The organism is Sodalis sp. RH20 (assembly GCF_047324205.1).
In the GTDB taxonomy this organism is placed as follows: Bacteria; Pseudomonadota; Gammaproteobacteria; order Enterobacterales; family Enterobacteriaceae; genus Acerihabitans.
Genome location: NZ_CP178733.1, coordinates 4,204,500 through 4,225,073 on the forward strand (window position 1 = coordinate 4,204,500; position 20,574 = coordinate 4,225,073).

Annotated in this window: 24 protein-coding genes; 15 read left to right on the forward strand and 9 right to left on the reverse strand. The window is 62.0% G+C overall.

The genetic code is table 11. From position 1 onward, the window contains the following. The first annotated feature begins 227 nt into the window (after nucleotides 1-227). From phnF to ACL2XM_RS19295, 9 genes are all read left to right on the forward strand, one after another. Entirely contained in the window at nucleotides 228-953 is a 726-nt protein-coding gene (gene phnF / locus ACL2XM_RS19255; protein WP_410016653.1) for a phosphonate metabolism transcriptional regulator PhnF, read from the forward strand. Further along, nucleotides 954-1,400: a phosphonate C-P lyase system protein PhnG gene (gene phnG, locus ACL2XM_RS19260; protein ID WP_410012438.1), complete on the forward strand. Its 447-nt coding sequence runs from the start codon at nucleotides 954-956 to the stop codon at nucleotides 1,398-1,400. Next, nucleotides 1,400-1,981, forward strand: a complete 582-nt coding sequence (gene phnH, locus ACL2XM_RS19265) for a phosphonate C-P lyase system protein PhnH (RefSeq protein WP_410012439.1) — start codon at nucleotides 1,400-1,402, stop codon at nucleotides 1,979-1,981. Before phnG ends, phnH begins: the two co-directional genes overlap by 1 nt. After that, nucleotides 1,981-3,081 (forward strand): carbon-phosphorus lyase complex subunit PhnI, encoded by a 1,101-nt coding sequence (locus ACL2XM_RS19270; RefSeq protein ID WP_413731422.1) that lies wholly within the window; start codon nucleotides 1,981-1,983, stop codon nucleotides 3,079-3,081. The genes phnH and ACL2XM_RS19270 overlap by 1 nt, the downstream gene beginning before the upstream one ends. Then, complete coding sequence (locus tag ACL2XM_RS19275) at nucleotides 3,074-3,934, forward strand: alpha-D-ribose 1-methylphosphonate 5-phosphate C-P-lyase PhnJ (RefSeq protein WP_410012441.1); 861 nt, start codon at nucleotides 3,074-3,076, stop codon at nucleotides 3,932-3,934. The genes ACL2XM_RS19270 and ACL2XM_RS19275 overlap by 8 nt, the downstream gene beginning before the upstream one ends. Further along, the gene (phnK, locus tag ACL2XM_RS19280; RefSeq protein WP_413721956.1) at nucleotides 3,931-4,719 is read left to right on the forward strand and encodes a phosphonate C-P lyase system protein PhnK; all 789 of its coding nucleotides are present in this window, start codon (nucleotides 3,931-3,933) and stop codon (nucleotides 4,717-4,719) included. The genes ACL2XM_RS19275 and phnK overlap by 4 nt, the downstream gene beginning before the upstream one ends. Before the next feature lie 31 nt (nucleotides 4,720-4,750). After that, nucleotides 4,751-5,464, forward strand: a complete 714-nt coding sequence (gene phnL / locus ACL2XM_RS19285; RefSeq protein ID WP_413727296.1) for a phosphonate C-P lyase system protein PhnL — start codon at nucleotides 4,751-4,753, stop codon at nucleotides 5,462-5,464. Then, nucleotides 5,454-6,590: an alpha-D-ribose 1-methylphosphonate 5-triphosphate diphosphatase gene (gene phnM, locus ACL2XM_RS19290; RefSeq protein ID WP_413721954.1), complete on the forward strand. Its 1,137-nt coding sequence runs from the start codon at nucleotides 5,454-5,456 to the stop codon at nucleotides 6,588-6,590. The genes phnL and phnM overlap by 11 nt, the downstream gene beginning before the upstream one ends. An 85-nt stretch (nucleotides 6,591-6,675) precedes the next feature. Beyond that, entirely contained in the window at nucleotides 6,676-7,278 is a 603-nt protein-coding gene (locus ACL2XM_RS19295; RefSeq protein ID WP_413721953.1) for a DapH/DapD/GlmU-related protein, read from the forward strand. On the opposite strand, the gene ACL2XM_RS19300 is transcribed toward ACL2XM_RS19295, so the two are convergent. Further along, on the reverse strand, nucleotides 7,259-8,146 hold the full coding sequence (locus tag ACL2XM_RS19300; protein ID WP_413731423.1) for a LysR family transcriptional regulator: 888 nt from the start codon (nucleotides 8,144-8,146) through the stop codon (nucleotides 7,259-7,261). The genes ACL2XM_RS19295 and ACL2XM_RS19300 overlap by 20 nt on opposite strands. A gap of 139 nt (nucleotides 8,147-8,285) precedes the next feature. Between ACL2XM_RS19300 and ACL2XM_RS19305 the strand changes: the two genes are divergently transcribed. Continuing rightward, nucleotides 8,286-9,029: a sulfite exporter TauE/SafE family protein gene (locus ACL2XM_RS19305; RefSeq protein WP_413733243.1), complete on the forward strand. Its 744-nt coding sequence runs from the start codon at nucleotides 8,286-8,288 to the stop codon at nucleotides 9,027-9,029. Here the strand turns inward: ACL2XM_RS19305 and ACL2XM_RS19310 are convergent. Next, nucleotides 9,026-9,439 carry a VOC family protein gene (locus tag ACL2XM_RS19310; protein WP_410012450.1) on the reverse strand — a complete coding sequence of 138 codons (414 nt, stop codon included), beginning with the start codon at nucleotides 9,437-9,439 and terminating at the stop codon, nucleotides 9,026-9,028. The two genes, ACL2XM_RS19305 and ACL2XM_RS19310, sit on opposite strands and share 4 nt — an antisense overlap. Before the next feature lie 136 nt (nucleotides 9,440-9,575). Continuing rightward, entirely contained in the window at nucleotides 9,576-9,977 is a 402-nt protein-coding gene (locus ACL2XM_RS19315) for a winged helix-turn-helix transcriptional regulator (protein WP_410012451.1), read from the reverse strand. A gap of 90 nt (nucleotides 9,978-10,067) precedes the next feature. On the opposite strand from ACL2XM_RS19315, the gene ACL2XM_RS19320 reads away from it, so the two are divergent. Then, complete coding sequence (locus ACL2XM_RS19320; RefSeq protein WP_413731425.1) at nucleotides 10,068-11,033, forward strand: aromatic alcohol reductase; 966 nt, start codon at nucleotides 10,068-10,070, stop codon at nucleotides 11,031-11,033. Between the two features lie 110 nt (nucleotides 11,034-11,143). On the opposite strand, the gene ACL2XM_RS19325 is transcribed toward ACL2XM_RS19320, so the two are convergent. Then, entirely contained in the window at nucleotides 11,144-12,109 is a 966-nt protein-coding gene (locus ACL2XM_RS19325) for an AraC family transcriptional regulator (protein ID WP_413731427.1), read from the reverse strand. An 82-nt stretch (nucleotides 12,110-12,191) separates the two neighbouring features. Between ACL2XM_RS19325 and ACL2XM_RS19330 the strand changes: the two genes are divergently transcribed. Together ACL2XM_RS19330 and mntP are read left to right on the forward strand one after the other, a co-directional pair. Beyond that, on the forward strand, nucleotides 12,192-13,418 hold the full coding sequence (locus ACL2XM_RS19330; RefSeq protein WP_410012454.1) for an MFS transporter: 1,227 nt from the start codon (nucleotides 12,192-12,194) through the stop codon (nucleotides 13,416-13,418). 197 nt (nucleotides 13,419-13,615) lie between these two features. Then, the gene (mntP, locus tag ACL2XM_RS19335) at nucleotides 13,616-14,188 is read left to right on the forward strand and encodes a manganese efflux pump MntP (protein WP_410012455.1); all 573 of its coding nucleotides are present in this window, start codon (nucleotides 13,616-13,618) and stop codon (nucleotides 14,186-14,188) included. Nucleotides 14,189-14,199: 11 nt separating this feature from the next. On the opposite strand, the gene ACL2XM_RS19340 is transcribed toward mntP, so the two are convergent. The 4 genes from ACL2XM_RS19340 to ACL2XM_RS19355 all read right to left on the reverse strand — a co-directional run bounded on the left by ACL2XM_RS19340 (nucleotide 14,200) and on the right by ACL2XM_RS19355 (nucleotide 18,043). Next, a complete protein-coding gene (locus ACL2XM_RS19340) occupies nucleotides 14,200-15,102 on the reverse strand; it encodes a LysR substrate-binding domain-containing protein (protein ID WP_413731429.1) in 903 nt (300 codons plus the stop codon). A gap of 68 nt (nucleotides 15,103-15,170) precedes the next feature. Continuing rightward, nucleotides 15,171-16,568: a heavy metal sensor histidine kinase gene (locus ACL2XM_RS19345; protein WP_413731431.1), complete on the reverse strand. Its 1,398-nt coding sequence runs from the start codon at nucleotides 16,566-16,568 to the stop codon at nucleotides 15,171-15,173. Further along, entirely contained in the window at nucleotides 16,565-17,239 is a 675-nt protein-coding gene (locus ACL2XM_RS19350) for a heavy metal response regulator transcription factor (RefSeq protein WP_413731432.1), read from the reverse strand. The genes ACL2XM_RS19345 and ACL2XM_RS19350 overlap by 4 nt, the downstream gene beginning before the upstream one ends. A 33-nt stretch (nucleotides 17,240-17,272) precedes the next feature. Beyond that, entirely contained in the window at nucleotides 17,273-18,043 is a 771-nt protein-coding gene (locus tag ACL2XM_RS19355; protein ID WP_410012459.1) for an alpha/beta hydrolase, read from the reverse strand. 471 nt (nucleotides 18,044-18,514) lie between these two features. Here ACL2XM_RS19355 and ACL2XM_RS19360 point away from each other — a divergent pair, with 471 nt between their 5' ends. Continuing rightward, nucleotides 18,515-18,871 (forward strand): transposase, encoded by a 357-nt coding sequence (locus ACL2XM_RS19360; RefSeq protein WP_410012460.1) that lies wholly within the window; start codon nucleotides 18,515-18,517, stop codon nucleotides 18,869-18,871. On the opposite strand, the gene ACL2XM_RS19365 is transcribed toward ACL2XM_RS19360, so the two are convergent. Next, nucleotides 18,836-19,615, reverse strand: a complete 780-nt coding sequence (locus ACL2XM_RS19365) for a response regulator transcription factor (protein ID WP_413731434.1) — start codon at nucleotides 19,613-19,615, stop codon at nucleotides 18,836-18,838. The two genes, ACL2XM_RS19360 and ACL2XM_RS19365, sit on opposite strands and share 36 nt — an antisense overlap. A gap of 97 nt (nucleotides 19,616-19,712) precedes the next feature. Here ACL2XM_RS19365 and ACL2XM_RS19370 point away from each other — a divergent pair, with 97 nt between their 5' ends. Then, complete coding sequence (locus ACL2XM_RS19370) at nucleotides 19,713-20,525, forward strand: carbon-nitrogen hydrolase family protein (protein ID WP_410012462.1); 813 nt, start codon at nucleotides 19,713-19,715, stop codon at nucleotides 20,523-20,525. Nucleotides 20,526-20,574: the final 49 nt, after the last annotated feature.

Genomic DNA, 20,574 nt, shown 5'->3' on the forward strand with positions numbered 1-20,574 from the left:
TTTTATCTCTTTAATTCAAATAGCTGCAGACGTTTCTTCTTTTATAAAAACAGTGAATGGCAAGTATTCATTCCGATGTCATCTTATTTTAACCGCACTGTCATCTTGCGCCGCCATCATGCTATGCAATGTCGTAACGGAAGCGTTGCCGTATGTTATGCCGCCACACCGCGCCATCCCGTTATTGCATACCCACTGTCCGCCGCCCCGTGGAGATTTTTATTATGATGCAGTTATCTAGACATCCGACCAGTTATCCCACGCTTTATCAGCATATCGCCGCGCAGCTGGAGCAGGAGCTGCGCACGCAGTACCGCAGCGGCGAATATTTGCCGTCGGAGCAGCGCCTGGCGCAGCGCTATCAGGTTAACCGCCACACCCTGAGGCGCGCGGTGGATCAACTGGTGGATCGCGGCTGGCTGCAGCGTCGGCACGGTATCGGCATCCTGGTGTTGATGCGGCCCTATGACTATCCGCTGCATGCCCAGGCGCATTTCAGCCAGAACCTGCTGGATCAGGGCAGCCACCCCACCAGCGAACTGCTGCTGGCGGTGCTGCGACCGTGCAGCGTGCCGGTGGCGGACGCGCTGTCGTGCCAGGCCGGCGCAACCGTGATTCATTTACGCACGCTGCGCCGGGTCAACGGCGTGCCGCTCAGCGTTATTGACCACTATCTGCCGGACCTGGCGTGGTGGCCCGAACTGCAGCAGTTCGCCAGCGGTTCGCTACATGAATTTATCACTACGCGCCTGGGCGAGAAGCTGGTGCGCAGGCAAACGCGCATCAGCGCGCGGCGGGCCCAGACCAAGGAAAGCCAGCTTCTGGAGGCGGCCCATCAAATCCCGCTGCTCTGCGTGCGCACGCTCAATACCCGCGGCGACAGCGACCGGATAGCGGAATACTCCTTTACCCTGGCGCGCGCCGATATGATTGAACTGACGATGGAGCACTGAATGTTTACCTTACAGCAAAGACAGCGCTGGATGTCGGTACTGGCGTCCTCCCCCGCCGCGGAAGTGCGGGCCGGCTGGCAGACCCTGGATCTTAACGTCCCGTTTGACATTATCCGCGCGCCGGAAACCGGGCTTACCCAGCTTGTCGCGCGCATGGGCGCCACAGGACGCCGTTTTGTCCTGGGCGACATGACGGTAACGCGGGCCGTGGTCCGCCTTGGCAGCGGCACCTATGGCTACAGCTACGTGGCCGGTCGCGATAAAGCCCATGCCGAGCTGTGCGCCCTGGCGGATGCCATGCTGCAACGGGCGGAGCATCATGAACGCCTGCATCGGCAATTAATCGAGCCCCTGTCCGCCCGGCGGCAAGAGCAACACCAATTACGGGCGCGTGAAATCGCCGCCAGCCGCGTGGACTTCTTTACCCTGGTGCGGGGGGATAACTGATGACGCTGCTGCCAGGATTTACCCAACCGGTGCACCAGTCCCAGCAGGCTTTTCGCCTGATCCTCAAAGCCCTGAGCGAACCCGGCTCCCGGGTGACCCTGCCGGTAAAGGACGGGTGGCATCCGCTCGGCAAGGCCGCCACCGGCGTACTGCTGACGCTGGCCGATGGGGAAACGCCGCTCGCCATCTGCCCGGCATTGGGCAGCGACGCCGTTATCAACAACCTGCGTTTCCATACCGGCGCGCCGCTGGCCGCACGCCCGGCGCTCGCCAGCCTTGCCGTATTCGATAACCGGCTTACCGCCGCGCAGCTCCAGGCGCTGGCGCACGGCACTGAAATTTCGCCCGAGCTCGGCGCCATGGTGGTAGTGCAAATCGACAGCCTGGACGATGGCGTACCGCTGCGCCTGAGCGGCCCGGGCATAGAGCATCCGCGCCGGGCGGCCCCGGCGCTGCCGGCGCCGCTGCTGGATTATCTGGTCAACCGGCCACAGCGTTTCCCGCTTGGCCTTGATTTCCTGCTGGCCTGCGAAGACGGCCTGATGGCCATTCCCAGGACCACCCATGTGGAGGTGTGCTGATGTATGTTGCGGTGAAAGGCGGGGAAAAGGCGATTGATGCCGCCCATCAACTACAGGAACATCTGCGTCGCGGCGACGACGCGATCCCGGCGATCGGCTGCGGGCAGATCGATCAACAGCTCGGCCTGGCGGTGGATCGGGTCATGACAGAAGGCGGCATCTACGATCGGCAACTGGCGTCGCTGGCGATAAAACAGGCCAGCGGCGATCTGGTCGAGGCCATCTTCCTGCTGCGGGCTTACCGCACCACTCTGCCGCGCCTGGCGGTGAGCGAACCGCTCGCCACGGAAAAAATGCGCCTGGAGCGCCGTATTTCGGCGGTTTATAAAGATCTGCCCGGCGGACAGGTGCTCGGGCCGACCTATGACTATACCCACCGGCTGCTGGACTTCGCCCTGCTGGCGGAGGGCGCGCCGGTGCCGGCCGCGCCGCGCGCCGACGCCGCGCTGCCCGATGAATGCGCCCATGTGTTCAGCCTGCTCGGCCAGCAGCAGCTGGCTCCCGGCGAACACGACGACGGCGCGGAACCGGACGATATCACCCGCCGTCCGCCCACCTATCCCAGCTCGCGCTCCGCCCGCCTACAGCAGCTGGTACGCGGCGACGAGGGTTTTCTGCTGGCGCTAAGTTACTCCGGCCAGCGCGGTTACGGCCGCACCCATCCGTTTGCCGGCGAGATCCGCAGCGGCTACGCGACGGTCACCGTCGTGCCGGAAGAGCTGGGTTTTGCCATTGATATCGGCGAAATCCTGCTGACGGAATGTGAAATGGTCAACGGCTTTGTCGACCCCGCGGACCGGCCGCCGCATTTTACCCGCGGCTACGGGCTGGTATTCGGCCGCGCCGAGCGCAAGGCGATGTCCATGGCGCTGGTCGATCGCGCGCTGCAATGCGGCGAGTACGGCGAGCAGGTCGATAGCCCGGCCCAGGACGAGGAGTTCGTGCTGGCCCATGCCGATAATGTGGAGGCGGCGGGATTTGTTTCCCATCTCAAGCTGCCGCACTACGTCGATTTCCAGGCTGAACTGGAATTGCTTAAACGCCTGCGCCAGGAATTTGTCCACGGCGCCGGCACCGGATCGGAGAACCCCCATGAGTGAGACATTGGCCGGCTATAATCCGGGCTATCTCGACGAACAAACCAAACGCATGATCCGCCGCGCCATTCTCAAGGCGGTGGCCATTCCGGGCTACCAGGTGCCGTTCGGCGGGCGTGAAATGCCGATGCCCTACGGCTGGGGCACCGGCGGGGTCCAGCTCACCGCCAGCATTATCGGCCGCAACGATGTGCTGAAGGTGATTGACCAGGGCGCGGACGATACCACCAACGCGGTGTCGATCCGCCGCTTTTTCCAGCGGGTGGCGGGCGTCGCCACCACCGGGCGCACGACCCAGGCCACGCTTATCCAGACCCGCCACCGTATCCCGGAAACGCCCCTGGCGGCGGACCAGATCCTGATTTACCAGGTGCCGATCCCCGAGCCGCTGCGCTTTATCGAACCGCGGGAAACCGAAACCCGTAAAATGCACGCCCTGGAAGAATACGGCGTCATGCAGGTCAAGCTGTACGAAGATATCGCCCGTTACGGCCATATCGCCACAACCTACGCTTATCCGGTAAAGGTGAACGATCGCTATGTCATGGATCCCTCGCCGATCCCCAAGTTCGATAATCCCAAAATGCATATGATGCCGGCGCTGCAGCTGTTCGGCGCCGGCCGTGAAAAACGCATCTACGCCCTGCCGCCCTTTACCAAGGTCAAGAGCCTGGATTTCGATGACCATCCCTTTAGCGTGCAGCGCTGGGAGCAGCCCTGCGCGCTGTGCGGATCCCGCGCCAGCTACCTGGACGAGGTGGTGCTCGACGACGCGGGCAATCGCATGTTTATCTGCTCCGATACCGATTTTTGCCAGCAGCAGTTGGCGCAACAGCCACAGGGGAATCCCGTATGACCTCCGCATCGCTTTCCCCGACACCGCTGCTGTCGGTTGAGCGCCTCACGCATCTCTACGCGCCGGGAAAAGGCTTCAGCGACGTCTCGTTCGATATCTATCCCGGCGAGGTGGTCGGCATTGTCGGCGAGTCCGGATCGGGCAAAACCACGCTGCTGAAAGCCATTTCCGCGCGGCTCACGCCGCAGGAGGGCAGGATAACCTATTGTCCGGCCACCGGTCCGGGGCGCGACCTGTACGCCATGGCGGAAAGCGACCGCCGCCGCCTGCTGCGCACCGAATGGGGCGTGGTGCACCAGCATCCCCTCGACGGACTGCGCCCGCGCGTCTCCGCCGGCGGCAATATCGGCGAGCGCCTGATGGCCGTCGGCCAGCGCCATTATGGCGAGATCCGGCAACAGGCCGCCCACTGGCTGGAGGATGTGGAAATCCCGGCGGCGCGCATTGATGATTTGCCCACCACGTTTTCCGGCGGCATGCAGCAGCGGCTGCAGATCGCCCGCAACCTGGTCACCCGGCCGCGGCTGGTGTTTATGGATGAGCCCACCGGCGGACTGGATGTGTCGGTGCAGGCCAGGCTGCTGGATCTGCTGCGCGGGCTGGTGGTCGAGATGCAGTTGGCGGCGGTGATCGTCACGCACGATCTCGGCGTGGCGCGCCTGCTGGCCCATCGGCTGCTGGTGATGAAGGAAGGACGGGTGGTGGAGAGCGGACTCACCGATCGGGTGCTGGACGATCCCCATCATCCCTACACCCAGCTCCTGGTCTCGTCGGTCTTATCCTGAGACAAAGGCATCTATCATGTGGAACCATCGGATGAATACGCAATTGCGGGTCGAACATCTCAGTAAAACCTTTGTGCTGCATCAGCAAAACGGCGTGCGCCTGCCGGTGCTGCGCGACGCCAACCTGACGGTCAAGGGCGGCGAATGCCTGGTGCTGCACGGCCATTCCGGCAGCGGCAAGTCCACCCTGCTGCGCTCGCTGTACGCCAATTACCTGCCCGACCAGGGCCATATCTGGATACGGCACCAGGGCGGATGGCTGGATATGGTCCAGGCCGAGGCCCGGCAAATCCTGGCGGTGCGCCGCCATACCGTCGGCTGGGTGAGCCAGTTTTTACGGGTGATCCCGCGCATCAGCGCCCTGGACCTGGTGATGCAGCCATTACTGGAGCTGGGCGTCGAACGCGTGCAGTGCCGCGAGCGCGCCGAGGCATTGCTCGACCGGCTGAATGTGCCCCGCCGGCTTTGGCATCTGGCGCCCTCCACCTTTTCCGGCGGCGAGCAGCAGCGGGTCAATATTGCGCGCGGTTTTATCATCGATTACCCGGTATTGCTGCTCGACGAGCCCACCGCGTCGCTCGACGGCCGCAACGGCGCGGCGGTGGTCGCCCTGATCGAACAGGCCAAACAGCGCGGCGCCGCCATTGTCGGCATTTTCCATGACGACGCCGTCCGCCAGCGGGTGGCGGACCGGCTCTACGCTATGCAACCGTCTCATGAGGTGAACACCCCCGATGATCATTAATAACGTCAAACTCATATTAAAAGATGAGATTGTCAGCGGTTCGCTGGAGATGCGCGACGGCATGATTCTCAGCTACGCCGACAGCGCCAGCCAATTGCCCCAGGCGCTGGACGGCGAGGGCGGCTGGCTGCTGCCCGGGTTAATCGAACTGCATACCGATAACCTGGATAAATTCTTTACCCCGCGCCCGAATGTCGACTGGCCGGCGCATTCCGCCATGAGCAGCCATGACGCGCTGATGGTGGCCAACGGCATCACCACCGTGCTGGACGCGGTGGCGATAGGCGATGTGCGCGACGGCGGACACCGGGCCGGCACGCTGCAAAAAATGATCGACGCCATTGTCGCCAGCCACGCCTCCGGCGCCACCCGCGCCGAACACCGGCTGCACCTGCGCTGTGAATTGCCCCATAGCAGCACCCTTGGGCTGTTTGAGCAATTTATGGATCAGCCGGCGGTGGCGCTGGTGTCATTAATGGATCATTCGCCGGGCCAGCGCCAGTTTGTCTCGTCGCTGAAATACCGTGAATATACCCAGGGTAAATATCATCTCAGCGATCGGCAAATGGATGCCTTTGAACAGGAACAGACCGCCCTGGCCCTGCGCTGGTCGGCGCCCAACCGCGCGGCGATCGCCGCCCATTGCCGCCGGCGCAATATTACCCTGGCCAGCCATGACGACGCCACCGTGGCGCATGTGCAGGAATCGCGCGCCCTGGGCAGCGCCATCGCCGAATTTCCCACCACCGAGGCGGCGGCGCGCGCCTCGCACCGGCTGGGTTTGCAGGTATTGATGGGCGCGCCGAATATCGTGCGCGGCGCATCGCATTCCGGCAATGTGGCGGCCCATCATCTGGCCTCGATTGGGGTGCTGGATATCCTCTCCTCCGATTACTATCCCGCCAGCCTGCTGGATGCCGCGTTTCGCATCGCGGCGGATGAGACCAACGATTTTACCCTGCCGCAGGCGGTGATGCTGATGACCGGCAATCCGGCGCGGGCGCTGGGACTCGGCGATCGCGGCCTGATTGCCGAAGGCTTGCGCGCCGATCTGGTGCTGGCCCATCGCCATCACGGCCATGTGTCGGTGAAAAATGTCTGGCGGCAAGGGCGGCAGGTCTTCTGACCGCGGCCCCTTTCAGCCCGCGGCGGCGGGGCAGGCAGCGCCGATCCGCCGTGAAGAATGCGTTATTTTGACAGGAACCCAACTCATGACATCCCGGTCACAGCCGAAAATCGGCAACAACGTGATACTGAACAGCACCCGCCTCGGCCAGTATGTTCATCTGGCCGATGACGCCTTTCTCGAAGAGGTGGACATGGGCGATTACTCGTATACCGACGGCCATAACAAGATTTCGTACGCCACCATCGGTAAATTCGTCTCGATCGCCTCTTATGTGCGCATCAACCCGGGCAACCATCCCACCTATCAGCGCATCGCCCAGCATCATTTTACCTATCGCAGCTCGGCATACGGACTGGGCGCCGACGACGAGGCGTTTTTCGACTGGCGGCGCGAACGGCATGTCACCATCGGTCATGACGTGTGGATCGGCCATGGCGCCACCATTATGCCCGGCGTCACCATCGGCAACGGCGCGGTCATCGGCACCGCGTCGGTGGTGACCAAGGACGTCGCGCCCTACGCGATTGTCGCCGGCGTACCGGCGAAACCCATCGGCAGCCGTTTTGACGCGACGCTGATTGAACGTATCGAGCGCAGCCAGTGGTGGCATTGGGATCATGAGACGCTGCAACAGCGCCTGGCGGATTTTCGCGATCTGGACAGTTTTATCGCGCGCTATTTGTAAGGAACGCCGTCAGCCGCCTTGCCGGCAGCGGCAGACTGGCCTGGGAGCGCACGGCAATCATCAGCCGCCGCCGGGTCCAGTTTTCGTCCAGCGGGATAAAGGCCACGCCGTCGTCCGGCCCGTTCGCCGCCATGGCGATGGGCAATATGGCAATTCCCGCGCCGCCGGCCACCATGCGCCGGATATTATCCAGGCCGCGCACCCGGGCCCGCAGCCGCAGGGTTTTACCGGCGCGGATCGCGTGTCCTTCGATATGCCGCGCCAGCGCGCTGTCTTCCGGCAGGCCGATAAACTCATGGTCCAGCGCCTCGCTGAAGCTGACCCGCCGACGCCGTTCCAGCGCATGTCCCGGCGGCACCGCCAGCACTAAACAATCCTGCCTGAACGGCAGGATTTCCAGCCCGCTGAAATCCGCATGATCCGCCGCGATACCGATATCCGCCGCGCCGCACGCCACCGCGCGGGTAATCTCCTCGCTGGGCAGTTCATCGAGCTCAATATCCACGCCGGGATGCAGCCGCAGGAAATCACACAGCGGCCCGGGCAAAAACTGCCCCAGCGCCACGGTGTTCGCCAGCAGCCGCACCTGCCCCTTTATGCCTTGGGTAAAGGCGCTTAATTCGCCCGACAGCTGCGCGGCGTGTCCCAGGATGATTTTTGCCCGGTCATAGACCACCCGTCCCGCCGGCGTGGCCGTGACGCCCCGGTGGCGGCGCGCCAGCAGGCGGACGCCCGCCTCCCGTTCCAGCCCGGCGATGCGGGCGCTGGCGGACGACAGGGACAGGCAGGCCCTGCCCGCGCCGGCGGTAATGCTGCCGGCGTCGACGACCCACACCAGCAGACGTAAATCGGTCAGGTCGAAATGCATGATATTACCTCCCTACCCGTGTGCGGCCTGGCGTCCAGCCTTCGGCAATAACGAAGGCCGACTTAAAAACATACGCATTGTGCCGCATGCTTTACGCGGCAAAAATAGAAGGACCCGCACTTTGAGAAAAAAGCTTACCATGGAACCGACGCTGTATATCCTGTTAATCGGGCTGACATTCCTGATCGCCGGTATGGTAAAGGGCGTGATTGGCCTTGGCCTGCCTACCGTTGCCATGGGCGTGCTGGGCGTGGTGATGCCGCCCGCGCAAGCGGCCGCGCTGCTGATTATCCCTTCGCTGGTGACGAATATATGGCAACTGTGCAGCGGGCCGCACCGGGCGCGTTTATGCCGCAGGCTTTGGCCGATGCTGCTGGCCGTATGCCTCGGCACCTGGTACGGCGCAGGCATGATGGCGGGCGCAATGGCGGCGTGGACATCGCTGTGGCTGGGGATCCTGCTGATGGCCTATGCGCTGGTCAGCCTGCTTAACCGGCAGGCGCGGGTGCCGCCCGCGGCGGAGAAATGGCTGGGGCCGCTGGCGGGAGGAATCACCGGCCTGGTAACCGGCGCCACCGGCGTGTTTGTCCTCCCCGCCGTGCCCTATTTAAATGCCCTGGCCCTGGCGCGGGACGAGCTTATCCAGGCGCTGGGGCTGTCGTTTACCGTCTCGACCCTGGCGCTGGCGGCCAGCCTCGCCTGGCATCATATGCTGCCGATGCACGCGCTGGGCCTGTCGCTGCTGGCCGTTATTCCCGCGCTGGCGGGCATGTTTTTCGGCGCCTGGCTGCGCGCAGTCATCAGTCCCGGACTGTTTCGCCGCTGTTTTTTCCTGGGCCTGCTCGGCCTTGGCCTGGAAATCGCCTGGCAACATTTGCCTTAGGCCGCGCCGGCGCCGGATTCGTCGCCCCAGGCCCGATTTTGCAGCACCAGCCGATAACCGTCATGATCTTGGAAGGTCTTGCCCGCCACGTCCCAGTACGGATTAAACGATACCACCCGCTCGAAACCCGCCTCGCCCAGACGCTGGCACGATCGCCGCCACCGCGCCTCATCCGGCAGGTAGAGCACCAGCAGATCTTCCGGCGTCGGCGCCGGCGGCACCGGGTGCTGTTCGCAAACGGTAAATTCAAAATGCCAGGGCAGTCCCTGCGCGCCGAGCATGACGCCGTTAAACCCATTATGGCCGGTAAAACTGCCCAGCACCCGCATGCCGAGGCCCGAGCAGTACATTTCCCTGCTGAGTTCAAGGTTGGTGACGGGGCGGGCGATGCGCATATGCGATGTGAGCATGGTAAGATCTCCGGGTTAAACAGGACCGTGGCCCCTGGCATAACTATCCTGATCTCACTGTAATACATAACCGCCGTCCGGGCATCATCTCCAAACCGGATTGTTTCCCCGGATAACGCTAGCCGCCCGGGACGACTTACGGACGCTCCCGGGCGGTATCGAAAGTCGCCCGTGCCTGGCGAAATCGGTCGGCATTCTCCACCACCCATAACCACAGCGGTATCATTTGCCCCAGCAACTGCCTGCCCAGCTCCGACAGCTCATACTCCACGCGCGGGGATTTCTCAAAATAGTCATAACGCAGCACCAGCCCGTCGCGCTCCAGCTGCCGCAGCGAGCGGGTCAGCATACGCTGCGTAACCCCGCCCATGCGCCTGGCTATCTCCGCATGGCGCAGCCGTCCCCCCACGCCCAGGATGTGTACGATGCCGAGCGACCAGCGGTTGCCGGCATGGGTCAGCACCTCGCGCTTTAAACCATCGTCGTCGTCGCTCAACGCGTCGCACACGGCCTGCGACCGTGCAATCATATCGCTCATTTCCACATTGCCTCCCGGTATCACCGGTGTGCCTTCTTGTTCTTCATCATGGGAGATGTAACCCTGGTCGCAACTTAATAGGAGAAGTCCATGAACGTCAACCCTGAAAATACCCACGACGCTATCCTGGTGATCGGCGCCGGCGAGCTCGGCATGGCGGTGATCCGCAATTTGGCGCAGCGCGCCGCCTTATCCGCCGGCACCACCATCACCGTGCTGCTGCGCCAGGCATCCATACACAGCCGGGAACCAGGCAAACAACGTGATGTGGCCGAACTGCGCGCGCTGGGCGTACAGTTGCTCGCGGGCGATCTGCTCACCGCGACCACATCGGACCTGGCCGACCTCTTCCGGCCGTTTACCACCCTGGTGTGTTGCACCGGCTTTGCCGCCGGCGGCGGCACGCAGCTTAAAATAGCCCATGCTGTACTGGCGGCGGGAGTAAAACGCTATTTTCCCTGGCAATTCGGCGTCGATTACGATCTGATCGGCAAAGGCAGCGGCCAGGATCTGTTTGACGAACAGCTCGACGTGCGTCATCTCCTGCGGGCGCAAACGCGCACCGAATGGGTCATCGTTTCCACCGGCATCTTTACCAGCTATCTGTTCGAGCCGTCTTTCGGCATCGTGGATCTGGCGCACAACACCGTGCATGCCCTGGGCAGTTGGGATAACGCCGTTACCGTCACCACGCCCGAGGACATCGGCGTACTGACCGCGGCTATTCTGTTCGCCGCGCCGCGCATCGTCAACCAGGTGGTGTATATCGCCGGCGATACTCTGACCTATGCGCGGCTGGCGGATATCGTTGACGGCGTAACCGGCACCAAGGTTCGCCGTGTGACATGGGATATAGCGTACCTCGCCGCCGGGCTGGCGCGTGAACCTGGGGATACGGTGCGCAAATACCGGCTGGCCTTCGCCAAAGGAACCGGCGTGGCATGGGATATGAACCAGACGTTTAATCATAAGCACCATATCGGCATGACAAGCGCAGAGCAGTGGGCGCGGCAAAAAATCAGCGGACAATCCCGCAGCGCTGGCGACGCGGCCTAAAGCGACCCGGCCAGGCCGATGTGTTCTCTATAACGCGCCCGGACGGTAGCGCCTGGTCGCGTAGCGGCCGGAATAACGCCCGGTTTTCCTCTTGCCATAGCATGACAATGTCAGGCATCCTGTTTCGCAACGTTGCGAAAATGACTCGGCGCCGTGCCGATAATGCGCTTAAAGGCGCGGCTGAAGGACGCCTCGGAGTCATATCCCAGCCGCTGGGCCACCTCGGAAATGCGCGCGGAATCGCGGATAATCCACTGCCGCGCCTGGTGCATACGCACCTGCGCGACATAGCGGGCCGGCGTTTCCCCAACGATGGCGGCAAACTTGCTGGCGAAGCTGGAGCGCGACGCGCCCATCACGCCGGCCAGTTCGGACAACGGCCAGTCACGGTGGGGCGCCGCGTGGATAGCCGCCAGCACGCGGCCGATTTCCGGGTTGCGCACCGCGGCAATCCATCCCGCCGCGCTGCCGCAGCCGTGTTCTACCCAGGCGCGGATAATCTGCGCGGCCAGGACATCGGCCAGGCGCGTTACCATACCGCACGCGCCCACCCGGTTCATCGCCACCTCGCAGCCCATGGCCTCCAGCAAAGGCACGATCGCCGGCTCGTTACGCATCAGCTCATGGGCGCGCATCATATCGGGCATCATGCGCAGCAAGGGATGCAGGCTATCAAGATTAAAACGCATGGAACCGTAGAACAGCACGCAATGCTCGCCTTCGTCGCCGGCGTTTAAATCGAAGAAATTACCGGTAATCGATTGACACTGCCAGCGGGGAAAGGCTTGCGGCGCCACGCCCGGGGCGCTTGCCAGCGCGTGCGCGCTGCCGCGCGGCAACAGCACCGCGTCGCCCGCGTTCAGCTCTTCCCATGCGCCGGCCGGGGTCTGCAGCCAGCAGCCTTTTTCCGCCACGAACAGAAAACAGGCGTCCTGGCGGGCCGGAAACGCAAAGGCCCAGGGCGCGGCAAGTCGGCAGCGGCCATATTCCACCCCGTCCAGGCGCAGTCCCCGCAGCATATCGGTTAAAGGATCGTTTAACGGCGGCGCGCCAGATTTGGACGAATTGTCAAGCATTACGGGTTTCCTAGCATGGATGTTCCAACTCTTCAACTGTACCATCCGGATCATACCTTGCAAAGAATCTCGTGGAGTCTCCATGTCAGAAAAGTCCTGTACCGGTGATGAAAGCTTGTCATGCCCTGGGGCGCGTACCGATAACGGGCGCTCCGCCGCGGCCTGGAGCGCGGTGGTTTCACTGTCGCTCGGCGTATTTGCCCTGGTGACGGCGGAATTTTTACCCGCCAGCCTGCTGACGCCGGTCGCCGCCGATCTGGGCATTTCGGACGGTGCCGCCGGGCAGGCGGTAACGGCGACGGCGCTGGTGGCCGCCATCGCGGGCCCCGCGGTGGTGCTCGGCACGGGCAAAGTGGACCGGCGCATGGTCGTCTGGGGGCTGGCGCTGCTGCTGGTGCTGTCGAATCTGCTGGCCGCCGTCGCCGCCAATATCTGGGTGCTGATCGCAGCCCGGGTGCTGCTCGGCATTGCCCTGGGCGGCATCTGGTCGCTGGCGGCCGCCATTGCCCTGCGCCTGGTGCCGGCCCGGTTATTGCCGCGGGCCATGATGATTATTTTTACCGGCGTTTCGGCGGCCACGGTTTGCGCCCCGGCGCTGGGCGCCTATCTGGGCGATATCCTGGGCTGGCGCGCCACTTTTCTGGCGGCCGCCGGCATCAGCATCGCCGCCTTGCTGGCACAGCTGGTCACCCTGCCCCGGCTGCCGCCGGCGGATGTGCCGAGCCTCGGGACATTTTGGCTGCTGCTGCGCCGCCCGGGCATCCGCATCGGCCTGGTTACCGTGATATTCGTCATCTCGGGGCATTTTGCCGGCTTTACCTATGTACGCCCTTTTTTGGAACAGGTGCCGCACTTTGACGTGCGCATGATTTCCCTGGCGCTGCTGGCCTTCGGCATCGGCGGGTTTTTCGGCAATCTCGCCGGTGGCTTTATCGCTGAACGCAGCGCCCGCCTGGGCGTTGGGCTGGCGGCGCTCCTGCTCAGCGTCATGGCAGCATTACTGCTTGCCTACGGCGCGTTGGCCGGGCTGGCTTTTGCCGCCACGGCGACCTGGGGTTTTGCCTTTGGCGCGCTGCCGGTAAGCTTCCAGACCTGGAACACGCTGGCCGCGCCCGATCATGCGGAAACCGCCGGCGCCCTGCTGGTGACGACGTTCCAGATCGCCATCGCGCTGGGCGCAGTGGCGGGCGGCCTCTTGGTGGACGGCTTCGGGCCGCCGGGCGCCATCGCCTACAGCGGCCTGACGCTGCTGGCCGGCGGCCTTATCATGCTGATCGCGGGCCGGCGCAGCGAGCAGCGGCCGGCGTAAAGCGTCGCAATTTTATACCGCTAAACAGCCATGGCTATAAAATATAGCCATGGCTATACTTAATCCCATGTTTTTATTGTCTTTTTTTTCCTGCGATAACGCTGTATCATCCCCTCTTTCACTGATTAACCGGTATGCGCCCGCCGCGCAGGACGAACAGCGGCAGGATCGATGCCAGGCACCACCCGGTAATAATAATGAATATGTACGCCACCATGATCCTCGCCTTCGCCATGTCGATGGACGCCTTTGCCGCCTCCATCGGCAAAGGGGCGACGCTTGAACGCCCGGGGCTGAAAGAGGCGCTGAGAACCGGCGCCATCTTTGGCGCGGTGGAAGCGATCACGCCGGTAATCGGCTGGATAATGGGCATTGCCGCCAGCAAATACATCGTCGCCTGGGATCATTGGATCGCCTTCATCCTGCTGGGTATCCTGGGCGGCAGAATGATGATTCACGGCTGTTTTAACAAAACCACCGACGATCTGCCGCCGCGCAGAAAACACAGTTTCTGGCTGCTGGTCACCACGGCCATCGCCACCAGCCTGGATGCCATGGCGGTAGGGGTCGGCCTGGCCATCCTGCAGGTGAATATCGTCACCACGGCGCTGGCCATAGGTACGGCAACGCTGGTCATGACCTCATCCGGCGTGCTGCTTGGCCGCTTCCTGGGCCCGGTCATGGGTAAATGGGCCGAGATCCTGGGCGGCATGGTGCTGGTCGGCATCGGTTGTCATATCCTGATCGAGCATCTCGGCCTGTTCAGCTAAACCGCGGCGCCTTATGCGCCGAAGCCATGGGGGCCGAGGGCCTCGACCAGGTAATCGACAAAAGACTGGATCCGGGAAGACAGCGCCGTATTACGATAATACACCGCATTAATCGGCTGGCGGACATCCAGCGTCTGCCGCTGAAACAGTTGACACAACCTCCCCTCCCGCCGATCCGCGCATGTCATAAAATCCGACAGGCAGGTGATACCGGCGCCATTGAGCGCCAGTTGCCGCAATGTTTCGCCGCTGGACGCGCGGATGGACGGCTGGATATGCAGCGGCAGCCCGCTGTCATCGGGCAGCGGCCATTCATTCAGCGCCTCGGGTTGGTTAAAACCCAGCAGGGTATGCCGGGATAATTCCGCCACGCTTGCCGGCGTGCCGCGCGCGGCCAGATAAGCGGGACTGGCGAGCACGCGGATGCGGCTGTTGCCGATAAGCCGGGCGTGCAGCGTGGAATCCTTCAGCCGCCCGATGCGGATCGCCAGATCGGTGCGTTTTTCCAGTAAATCGATAATGCCCTCATTGCTGTTCAGCTCCAGCGCCACCTGGGGATAGCGCTCACAATACCCCGCCACCAGCGGCACGATGACGTGCAGCATAAACGGCGAGGCGGCATCCACGCGCAGCAGCCCGGACGGCTGGTTACGCCGCATGGACAGCAATTCCTCCGTCTCCTCGACGGCGCGGACGATATCCCGGGCGCGCTCGAGAAAGGCCCGGCCCTCCTCGGTAAGTTCCAGCCGGCGCGTGGTGCGCCTGAGCAGCGTGGTGCGCAGTTTCTCTTCCAACCGCCCGAGGGTGCGGCTGGTGGCGGAAATGGTTTGATCCAGCTGCGCGGCGGCGGCGGTAATGGAACCGCTGTCCACTACCGCGATAAACGCCTGCATTTCATCAAGAGTCGTTTTCATATTTGATTAATTATCAAATATGTTTGCCGGATATGCCACTTTTATGAAATATATTCCCGGCAATGGTTTTACCGCGGTTTTGCCGGGAAAAACAGGCTGAACCGGGTGAGCCGTTTACTGCTTTGCGCATGCCACCTGCCCTGATGCAGCATCATGATGCTGCGGACAATGGACAAACCCAGCCCGCTGGCGCTGGCGTCGCCGGTACGCGAAGCGTCCGCGCGGTAAAAACGGTCAAAAAGGCGTTCAAGGTGCTGCGGCGCAATGTCGGGGCCGGTATTCTCCACGCTGATGGTGGTTCCCTCAGGCTGCTGCACGGCCCGCAGCACGATGGCCGTGCCCGCGTCGGCATAACGTATCGCGTTGGCCAGCAGATTGGCCAGGGCGCGGCGCAGCAGCTCGGGGTCGGCCCACGCCGTGGCGCCGTCCCGCGCACAGACCAGCGTCAGGCCGCGTTCTCCGGCCGGCCCTTCAAAATACTCGCTCAAACGCCCGAATTCGTCCGCTAACGACAGCACCACGCGCTGGATGGCATGGCCCGCATCCCCGGCCCGGGCCAGGAACAGCATGTTATCAATCATTTTTGCCAGGCGCTGCAGTTCTTCGAAATTCGAGCCCAGCAGGTTTTCATAATAGTCATTATCACGTTTGAACCGCATCGCCACTTCCGTTTGCCCGAGCAGTATGCCGATGGGGGTGCGCAGGTCGTGGGCCATATCGGCGGATACCTGGCTAAGCTGGCGAAAGTTGATTTCCAGCCGTTCCAGCATGGTATTAAACGCCGCGATCAGTTCCCGCAGTTCGGGCGGCGCATGGGTGATACCGATGCGCCTGGACAAAAAGCGGACATCCATCATGGCGGTTTCAGCGGCCAGGCGGCGCAGCGGCGCCAGACCCCGGCGGGTGAAAATCCAGGCCAGCAGCGCGGTAAGCACGGTGGCGATCGACGCGACGAGGATGATCTGGTTGCGGTACATGGCCAGGGTACGGGTGCGCTCCGACATCAGGCGGCCGGTGGTGATTTTTACCTGATAAGGCGCGCTGGCGACGTTTGCCAGGGCGGAGGCGGAAATAAAGGGAATGCCGCCGGCGGCCACCGCATGCTGTACGGCGGCGAGCGTCAGGGGCGCGTCCGCGGGCACCGGATTGATGTGCGGAATGGGCGAATGGCCGGGATTGATTTCAATCAGGGGGGGCCGGTCGGTAAATTGCAGCACCAATAACGACTCCGTATTGCCGAGCATATTGGCAAACAGGCCGGGCTTATCGTGAATCAGCGTCATGACGTCTTCATTGAGCAACAGGGTACGGATCTGCTCGACGCGGGTGATTAGCGCCCCGTCGTCGCGGATAATCAGCTGTTGCTCAAGAGTACGGTACAGGGCGTATCCGACGGTGGCCATGACCAGCATGACCAGCATGGCCAGGGCCGATGACAGGCGGGAGGTCAGCGAGAAACGTTTCATGTTTCGTCTTCACAGCGATAACCCACCCCATGGACGGTATGGATCAATGGCTTGCCGAACGGCTCGTCTATTTTCTGCCGCAGACGCCGCACCGCCACATCCACCACGTTGGTGTCGCTGTCAAAATTCATATCCCACACCCTGGAGGCAATCAGCGAGCGGGTCAGCACCTGCCCCGGGCTCAGCATAAACAGATGCAACAGGTTAAACTCCTTGTTGGTGAGGTCGACGCGCACACCGTTGCGCTCCACGCGCCGTTTGGCGACATCCATCTGCAAATCGGCGACGGCCAGCACGTCATCCTGCCGGCCCTGTCCCGCGCGCCGCAAAACAATCCGGATGCGCGCCAGCAGCTCGGCGAAGGAAAACGGCTTCACCAGGTAATCGTCCGCGCCCAGCGCCAGCCCTTTGAGTTTATCCTGCAGGGTGCCTTTGGCGGTGAGGAAGATCACCGGGGTATCAATCCGTTTGTCCATCACCTCCATCACCGACCAGCCGTCCATTCCCGGCATCATCACATCCAGCAGGATCAGATCGTAGCGTTCTTCCAGGGCCATATGCAGGCCGTCCACGCCGCCCGACGCCACGTCGACCACATAACCTGATTCGGTCAGGCCGCTGCGCATATAGTCCCGGGCCTTGGGTTCATCTTCGATGACGAGAATCTTCATATAATCTCCGGCGCGGCCTGTCGCGGCCACGGTTTAGTCTAACGCATGGCGCGCCGCCTGTTCTATCAGCGCCGCGACCTCTTGGGGATGGGATTCGTATACCGAATGGCTGGCGCCGGCGACTTCCACCGTATGACTATGCGCCCGCGCCGCATACATCCGCTCCAGGTCGGGACTGATGATTTTGTCGGCCTGCGCCACCATGTACCAGCTCGGCTTGGTTTTCCAGGCCGGGTCGGCAATATTGGCGGTAAATACGCTGGCCGAGGTCGGCATCTGCGCCTGCGCCTCGAACTCGGCCTGTTTGCGCGGCAGATCGGCGGCGAAATCCGCCGGATAATTTGCCGGGTTGATGTACAGGTAGCCGTCGGGCGTTTTGGCGAAAGGTCGCGCGGTGTTGGGCATTTTTTTACCGTTACTGGCCTCGGTTTCGCCATTATCCAGGGCGTGGGCCGCGATATACACCAGGCCGGCGACATGGGAATCGTTACCCGCCTCCGTAATGATGGCGCCGCCGTAGCTATGCCCCACCAGCACCGCCGGACCGTCCTGCATGGCCAGCGTACGTTTGGCGGCGGCCACATCTTCCGGGAACGATGTCAGCGGCTCCTGCACCAGTGTGACGTGATAGCCGTCCCTGGTCAAAATATCATACACCGGCCGCCAGCCGGCGCCGCCGACAAATGCGCCGTGCACCAGGACGATATTCCTGACCGGCGCGGCCTGGGCGGAAACCATGCCTGCCGTAAGCAAAAGCGCGCAGGCGGCGGATGACAACATAGTACGGGTTAACAAAATACGCATGATTTTAAGCTCCATATACCGTGGTGGCAGTGGTCTGTACCACTTGTTTCAGGTAAGGAGTTTACGGCCCCGGCGCTGACACCGGCCTGACGCAATCATGACAAAGTTATGACGACGGCGTGGTCCCTGCGCAAAGCGTCAAACCGGCATCGCTGCCGCCCCGAAATTATTCGCTGGGACAGGCGTCCCGCGAAATAGCATTTCCCGCCTTATAGCGTGCGAGATAATTGATTCTTTCAGCGAGCCAGTCAGGTTTTATCCCTGCGAAGATCGCAAAGAAACGGTTAAACGGCACAGGAACGAAACGGCAGGAAGCATGATTATTCTCCGGCCGGCCGGGAATAATCCCCTGGCCGAGATTGTTGGTTAAGCGTGGCCGCCGGGGACGGCCGCGCGGCAACGGCAGGCGGTGCTACTAATGCCGGGCGTCCTGATAGGCGATATAATCGCCGGATTAAAAAGGATGTCCTGATGACCAGAAAAACAACATTCAGCATGGAGTTCAGGCGGGAGGCCGCAAGCCTGGTGCTCGATAAAAACCATACCTACAAGGAAGCCTGTGACGCCACCGGGGTCAACGAAAACATATTGTACCGCTGGGTCGCGCAGCTGCGGGCTGAACGCAGCGGCATCATGCCGCCGGGCATGGCGGTCACAGCGGATCAACAGCGCATCCAGGAGCTTGAGGAACGCATCAGGTGCCTGGAGATGGAAAGGGATATCCTGAAAAAAGCCGCCGCGCTGCTGATTACGGACGATTTTAAGAGCCTGCCCCGGGAAAATGGGCCGACATCACTCCTGCCGCCCCTGCCAAAACAGCACAAATAATTCCGACTGCGTTTTCACGCCCAGCTTGGCATAGATATGCTTTTTATGGGCGCGCACGGTTTCGATGGAGATACACAGGCGACGGGCGATTTCCTTGGTGGAGCAGCCGCTTAACATGAGCTGCGTCACCTCGCTTTCGCGTTCGGTCAGCATTTCGGTGCCCGGCAGGCCGGTCAGGAAAGGAGAGGCCACGCTCTCGGCGCGGGCGGTTTCAAAACGCATGCGCTGGCGCATCAGCGGCAGCAGCCAGGCCACGGACAGCCGCAGGAAGCCCATGTCGTGATCGCTGAAACGCCGCGCCCCGCCCAGCGATAAACACAAAATCCGCCGCTCATCCAATACCAGGTTTAACTGCACTTCATCCTCGACGATATTGCGCTGGAAATAACGGCGGTAATACTCGGAGTCGCGAAAATGAATCGGCGCCACCTCGTCCAGGCGCTGCAGCCCGCTGCGCGGATTGGCCCATACGCCAAGGTAAAAGGGGTCCAGCAGGTATAGGCCTTTCTGATAATCCAAAAACAATTTGGCGTCGCTGCCGTCACTTTCATCACTTTCGGCGAAGATCACCGGCGGCGCGTCGCGGATAAACAGCAGCGCCACCCAATTATCGAATACCAGCCGTCCATGCAAATAGCGCGCGGCTTTCAGCCAAAAATCCGCCTGGTCCAGGCTATCGATCAGCAGCCCGATATCATGGTGCCAGGCCAGGTCCTCCATTGATAAGTAAAGCTTATCACCCATTTGAGTCATCCCCGTTCGTGTTATAGGCAAGCATATCCCTACATGCATAATCGGACTAATGATTAACGCCATAAATATGCACAAAGGATAACAGTGTATGCAGCTTGAATTAATACAGGCACGCAACCGCGAGGGTGATATCAAAGGCAATATGGCGCAGGCAGTAATGCATATCGAACGTTGCAGTCCGCAAACACAGCTGGTGATTTTTCCGGAAACCTTTCTGACCGGCTTTGCCGAAAACGGCCATGTGGACGATCGCGCCCTGCGGCTGGACGGGCCGGAGATCGCAACGCTTAAGGCACTCAGCGTCCGGCGCGATATCGCCATCGCCATCGGCCTGCTGGAACGGGATGAACAGGGCGTCTTCAACACCACGGTTTTTATCACCCCGGAAGACGGCGTGGCGTTTAAATACCGCAAAACCCATTTATGGCCGGATGAACGCGCGCTGGTGCTGGCCGGCGATCGCCTGGTATGCGGCCTGTGGCGCGGCAAGCGGATCGGGCTGCTTATCTGTTATGACATTGAATTCCCGGAAACCGCCCGCGCCCTGGCCGCCATGGGCTGCGATCTGCTGGTCGTGACCAATGGCAATATGGATCCCTACGGTCCGGTACACCGGCATGCGGCGCTGGCCCGGGCGTTCGAAAACCAGATTTTTTTCGCGATGACCAACCGCGCCGGCGCCGGCGCCGGTTTCACGTTTGCCGGCGAAAGCGCGGTGGTGGATCCCTATGGCAACCTGCTCGGCGCGCTGGGCAGGCAGGAGGCGACGCTCAGGGTCACGCTGGATTTTACCCTGCCGGAAAAAGCCCGCAGCCAATATCACTATCTCAAGGACCGCCGGCTCATGTTATCCGGCCATATGGAAACCTGCCCCGACGGGCAACGCTGGTGGCCGCTTTAACGGCTTAACGTTCACTTTTTAAACTTGATGTTTAGTAAAGCTAAACACA

Coding starts and splice junctions, on each gene's coding strand:
- phnF (WP_410016653.1), top strand. CDS start 228: ATGCAGTTATCTAGACATCCGACCAGTTATCCCACGCTTTATCAGCAT.
- phnG (WP_410012438.1), top strand. CDS start 954: ATGTTTACCTTACAGCAAAGACAGCGCTGGATGTCGGTACTGGCGTCC.
- phnH (WP_410012439.1), top strand. CDS start 1,400: ATGACGCTGCTGCCAGGATTTACCCAACCGGTGCACCAGTCCCAGCAG.
- ACL2XM_RS19270 (WP_413731422.1), top strand. CDS start 1,981: ATGTATGTTGCGGTGAAAGGCGGGGAAAAGGCGATTGATGCCGCCCAT.
- ACL2XM_RS19275 (WP_410012441.1), top strand. CDS start 3,074: ATGAGTGAGACATTGGCCGGCTATAATCCGGGCTATCTCGACGAACAA.
- phnK (WP_413721956.1), top strand. CDS start 3,931: ATGACCTCCGCATCGCTTTCCCCGACACCGCTGCTGTCGGTTGAGCGC.
- phnL (WP_413727296.1), top strand. CDS start 4,751: ATGAATACGCAATTGCGGGTCGAACATCTCAGTAAAACCTTTGTGCTG.
- phnM (WP_413721954.1), top strand. CDS start 5,454: ATGATCATTAATAACGTCAAACTCATATTAAAAGATGAGATTGTCAGC.
- ACL2XM_RS19295 (WP_413721953.1), top strand. CDS start 6,676: ATGACATCCCGGTCACAGCCGAAAATCGGCAACAACGTGATACTGAAC.
- ACL2XM_RS19300 (WP_413731423.1), bottom strand. CDS start 8,146: ATGCATTTCGACCTGACCGATTTACGTCTGCTGGTGTGGGTCGTCGAC.
- ACL2XM_RS19305 (WP_413733243.1), top strand. CDS start 8,286: ATGGAACCGACGCTGTATATCCTGTTAATCGGGCTGACATTCCTGATC.
- ACL2XM_RS19310 (WP_410012450.1), bottom strand. CDS start 9,439: ATGCTCACATCGCATATGCGCATCGCCCGCCCCGTCACCAACCTTGAA.
- ACL2XM_RS19315 (WP_410012451.1), bottom strand. CDS start 9,977: ATGAGCGATATGATTGCACGGTCGCAGGCCGTGTGCGACGCGTTGAGC.
- ACL2XM_RS19320 (WP_413731425.1), top strand. CDS start 10,068: ATGAACGTCAACCCTGAAAATACCCACGACGCTATCCTGGTGATCGGC.
- ACL2XM_RS19325 (WP_413731427.1), bottom strand. CDS start 12,109: ATGCTTGACAATTCGTCCAAATCTGGCGCGCCGCCGTTAAACGATCCT.
- ACL2XM_RS19330 (WP_410012454.1), top strand. CDS start 12,192: ATGTCAGAAAAGTCCTGTACCGGTGATGAAAGCTTGTCATGCCCTGGG.
- mntP (WP_410012455.1), top strand. CDS start 13,616: ATGAATATGTACGCCACCATGATCCTCGCCTTCGCCATGTCGATGGAC.
- ACL2XM_RS19340 (WP_413731429.1), bottom strand. CDS start 15,102: ATGAAAACGACTCTTGATGAAATGCAGGCGTTTATCGCGGTAGTGGAC.
- ACL2XM_RS19345 (WP_413731431.1), bottom strand. CDS start 16,568: ATGAAACGTTTCTCGCTGACCTCCCGCCTGTCATCGGCCCTGGCCATG.
- ACL2XM_RS19350 (WP_413731432.1), bottom strand. CDS start 17,239: ATGAAGATTCTCGTCATCGAAGATGAACCCAAGGCCCGGGACTATATG.
- ACL2XM_RS19355 (WP_410012459.1), bottom strand. CDS start 18,043: ATGCGTATTTTGTTAACCCGTACTATGTTGTCATCCGCCGCCTGCGCG.
- ACL2XM_RS19360 (WP_410012460.1), top strand. CDS start 18,515: ATGACCAGAAAAACAACATTCAGCATGGAGTTCAGGCGGGAGGCCGCA.
- ACL2XM_RS19365 (WP_413731434.1), bottom strand. CDS start 19,615: ATGGGTGATAAGCTTTACTTATCAATGGAGGACCTGGCCTGGCACCAT.
- ACL2XM_RS19370 (WP_410012462.1), top strand. CDS start 19,713: ATGCAGCTTGAATTAATACAGGCACGCAACCGCGAGGGTGATATCAAA.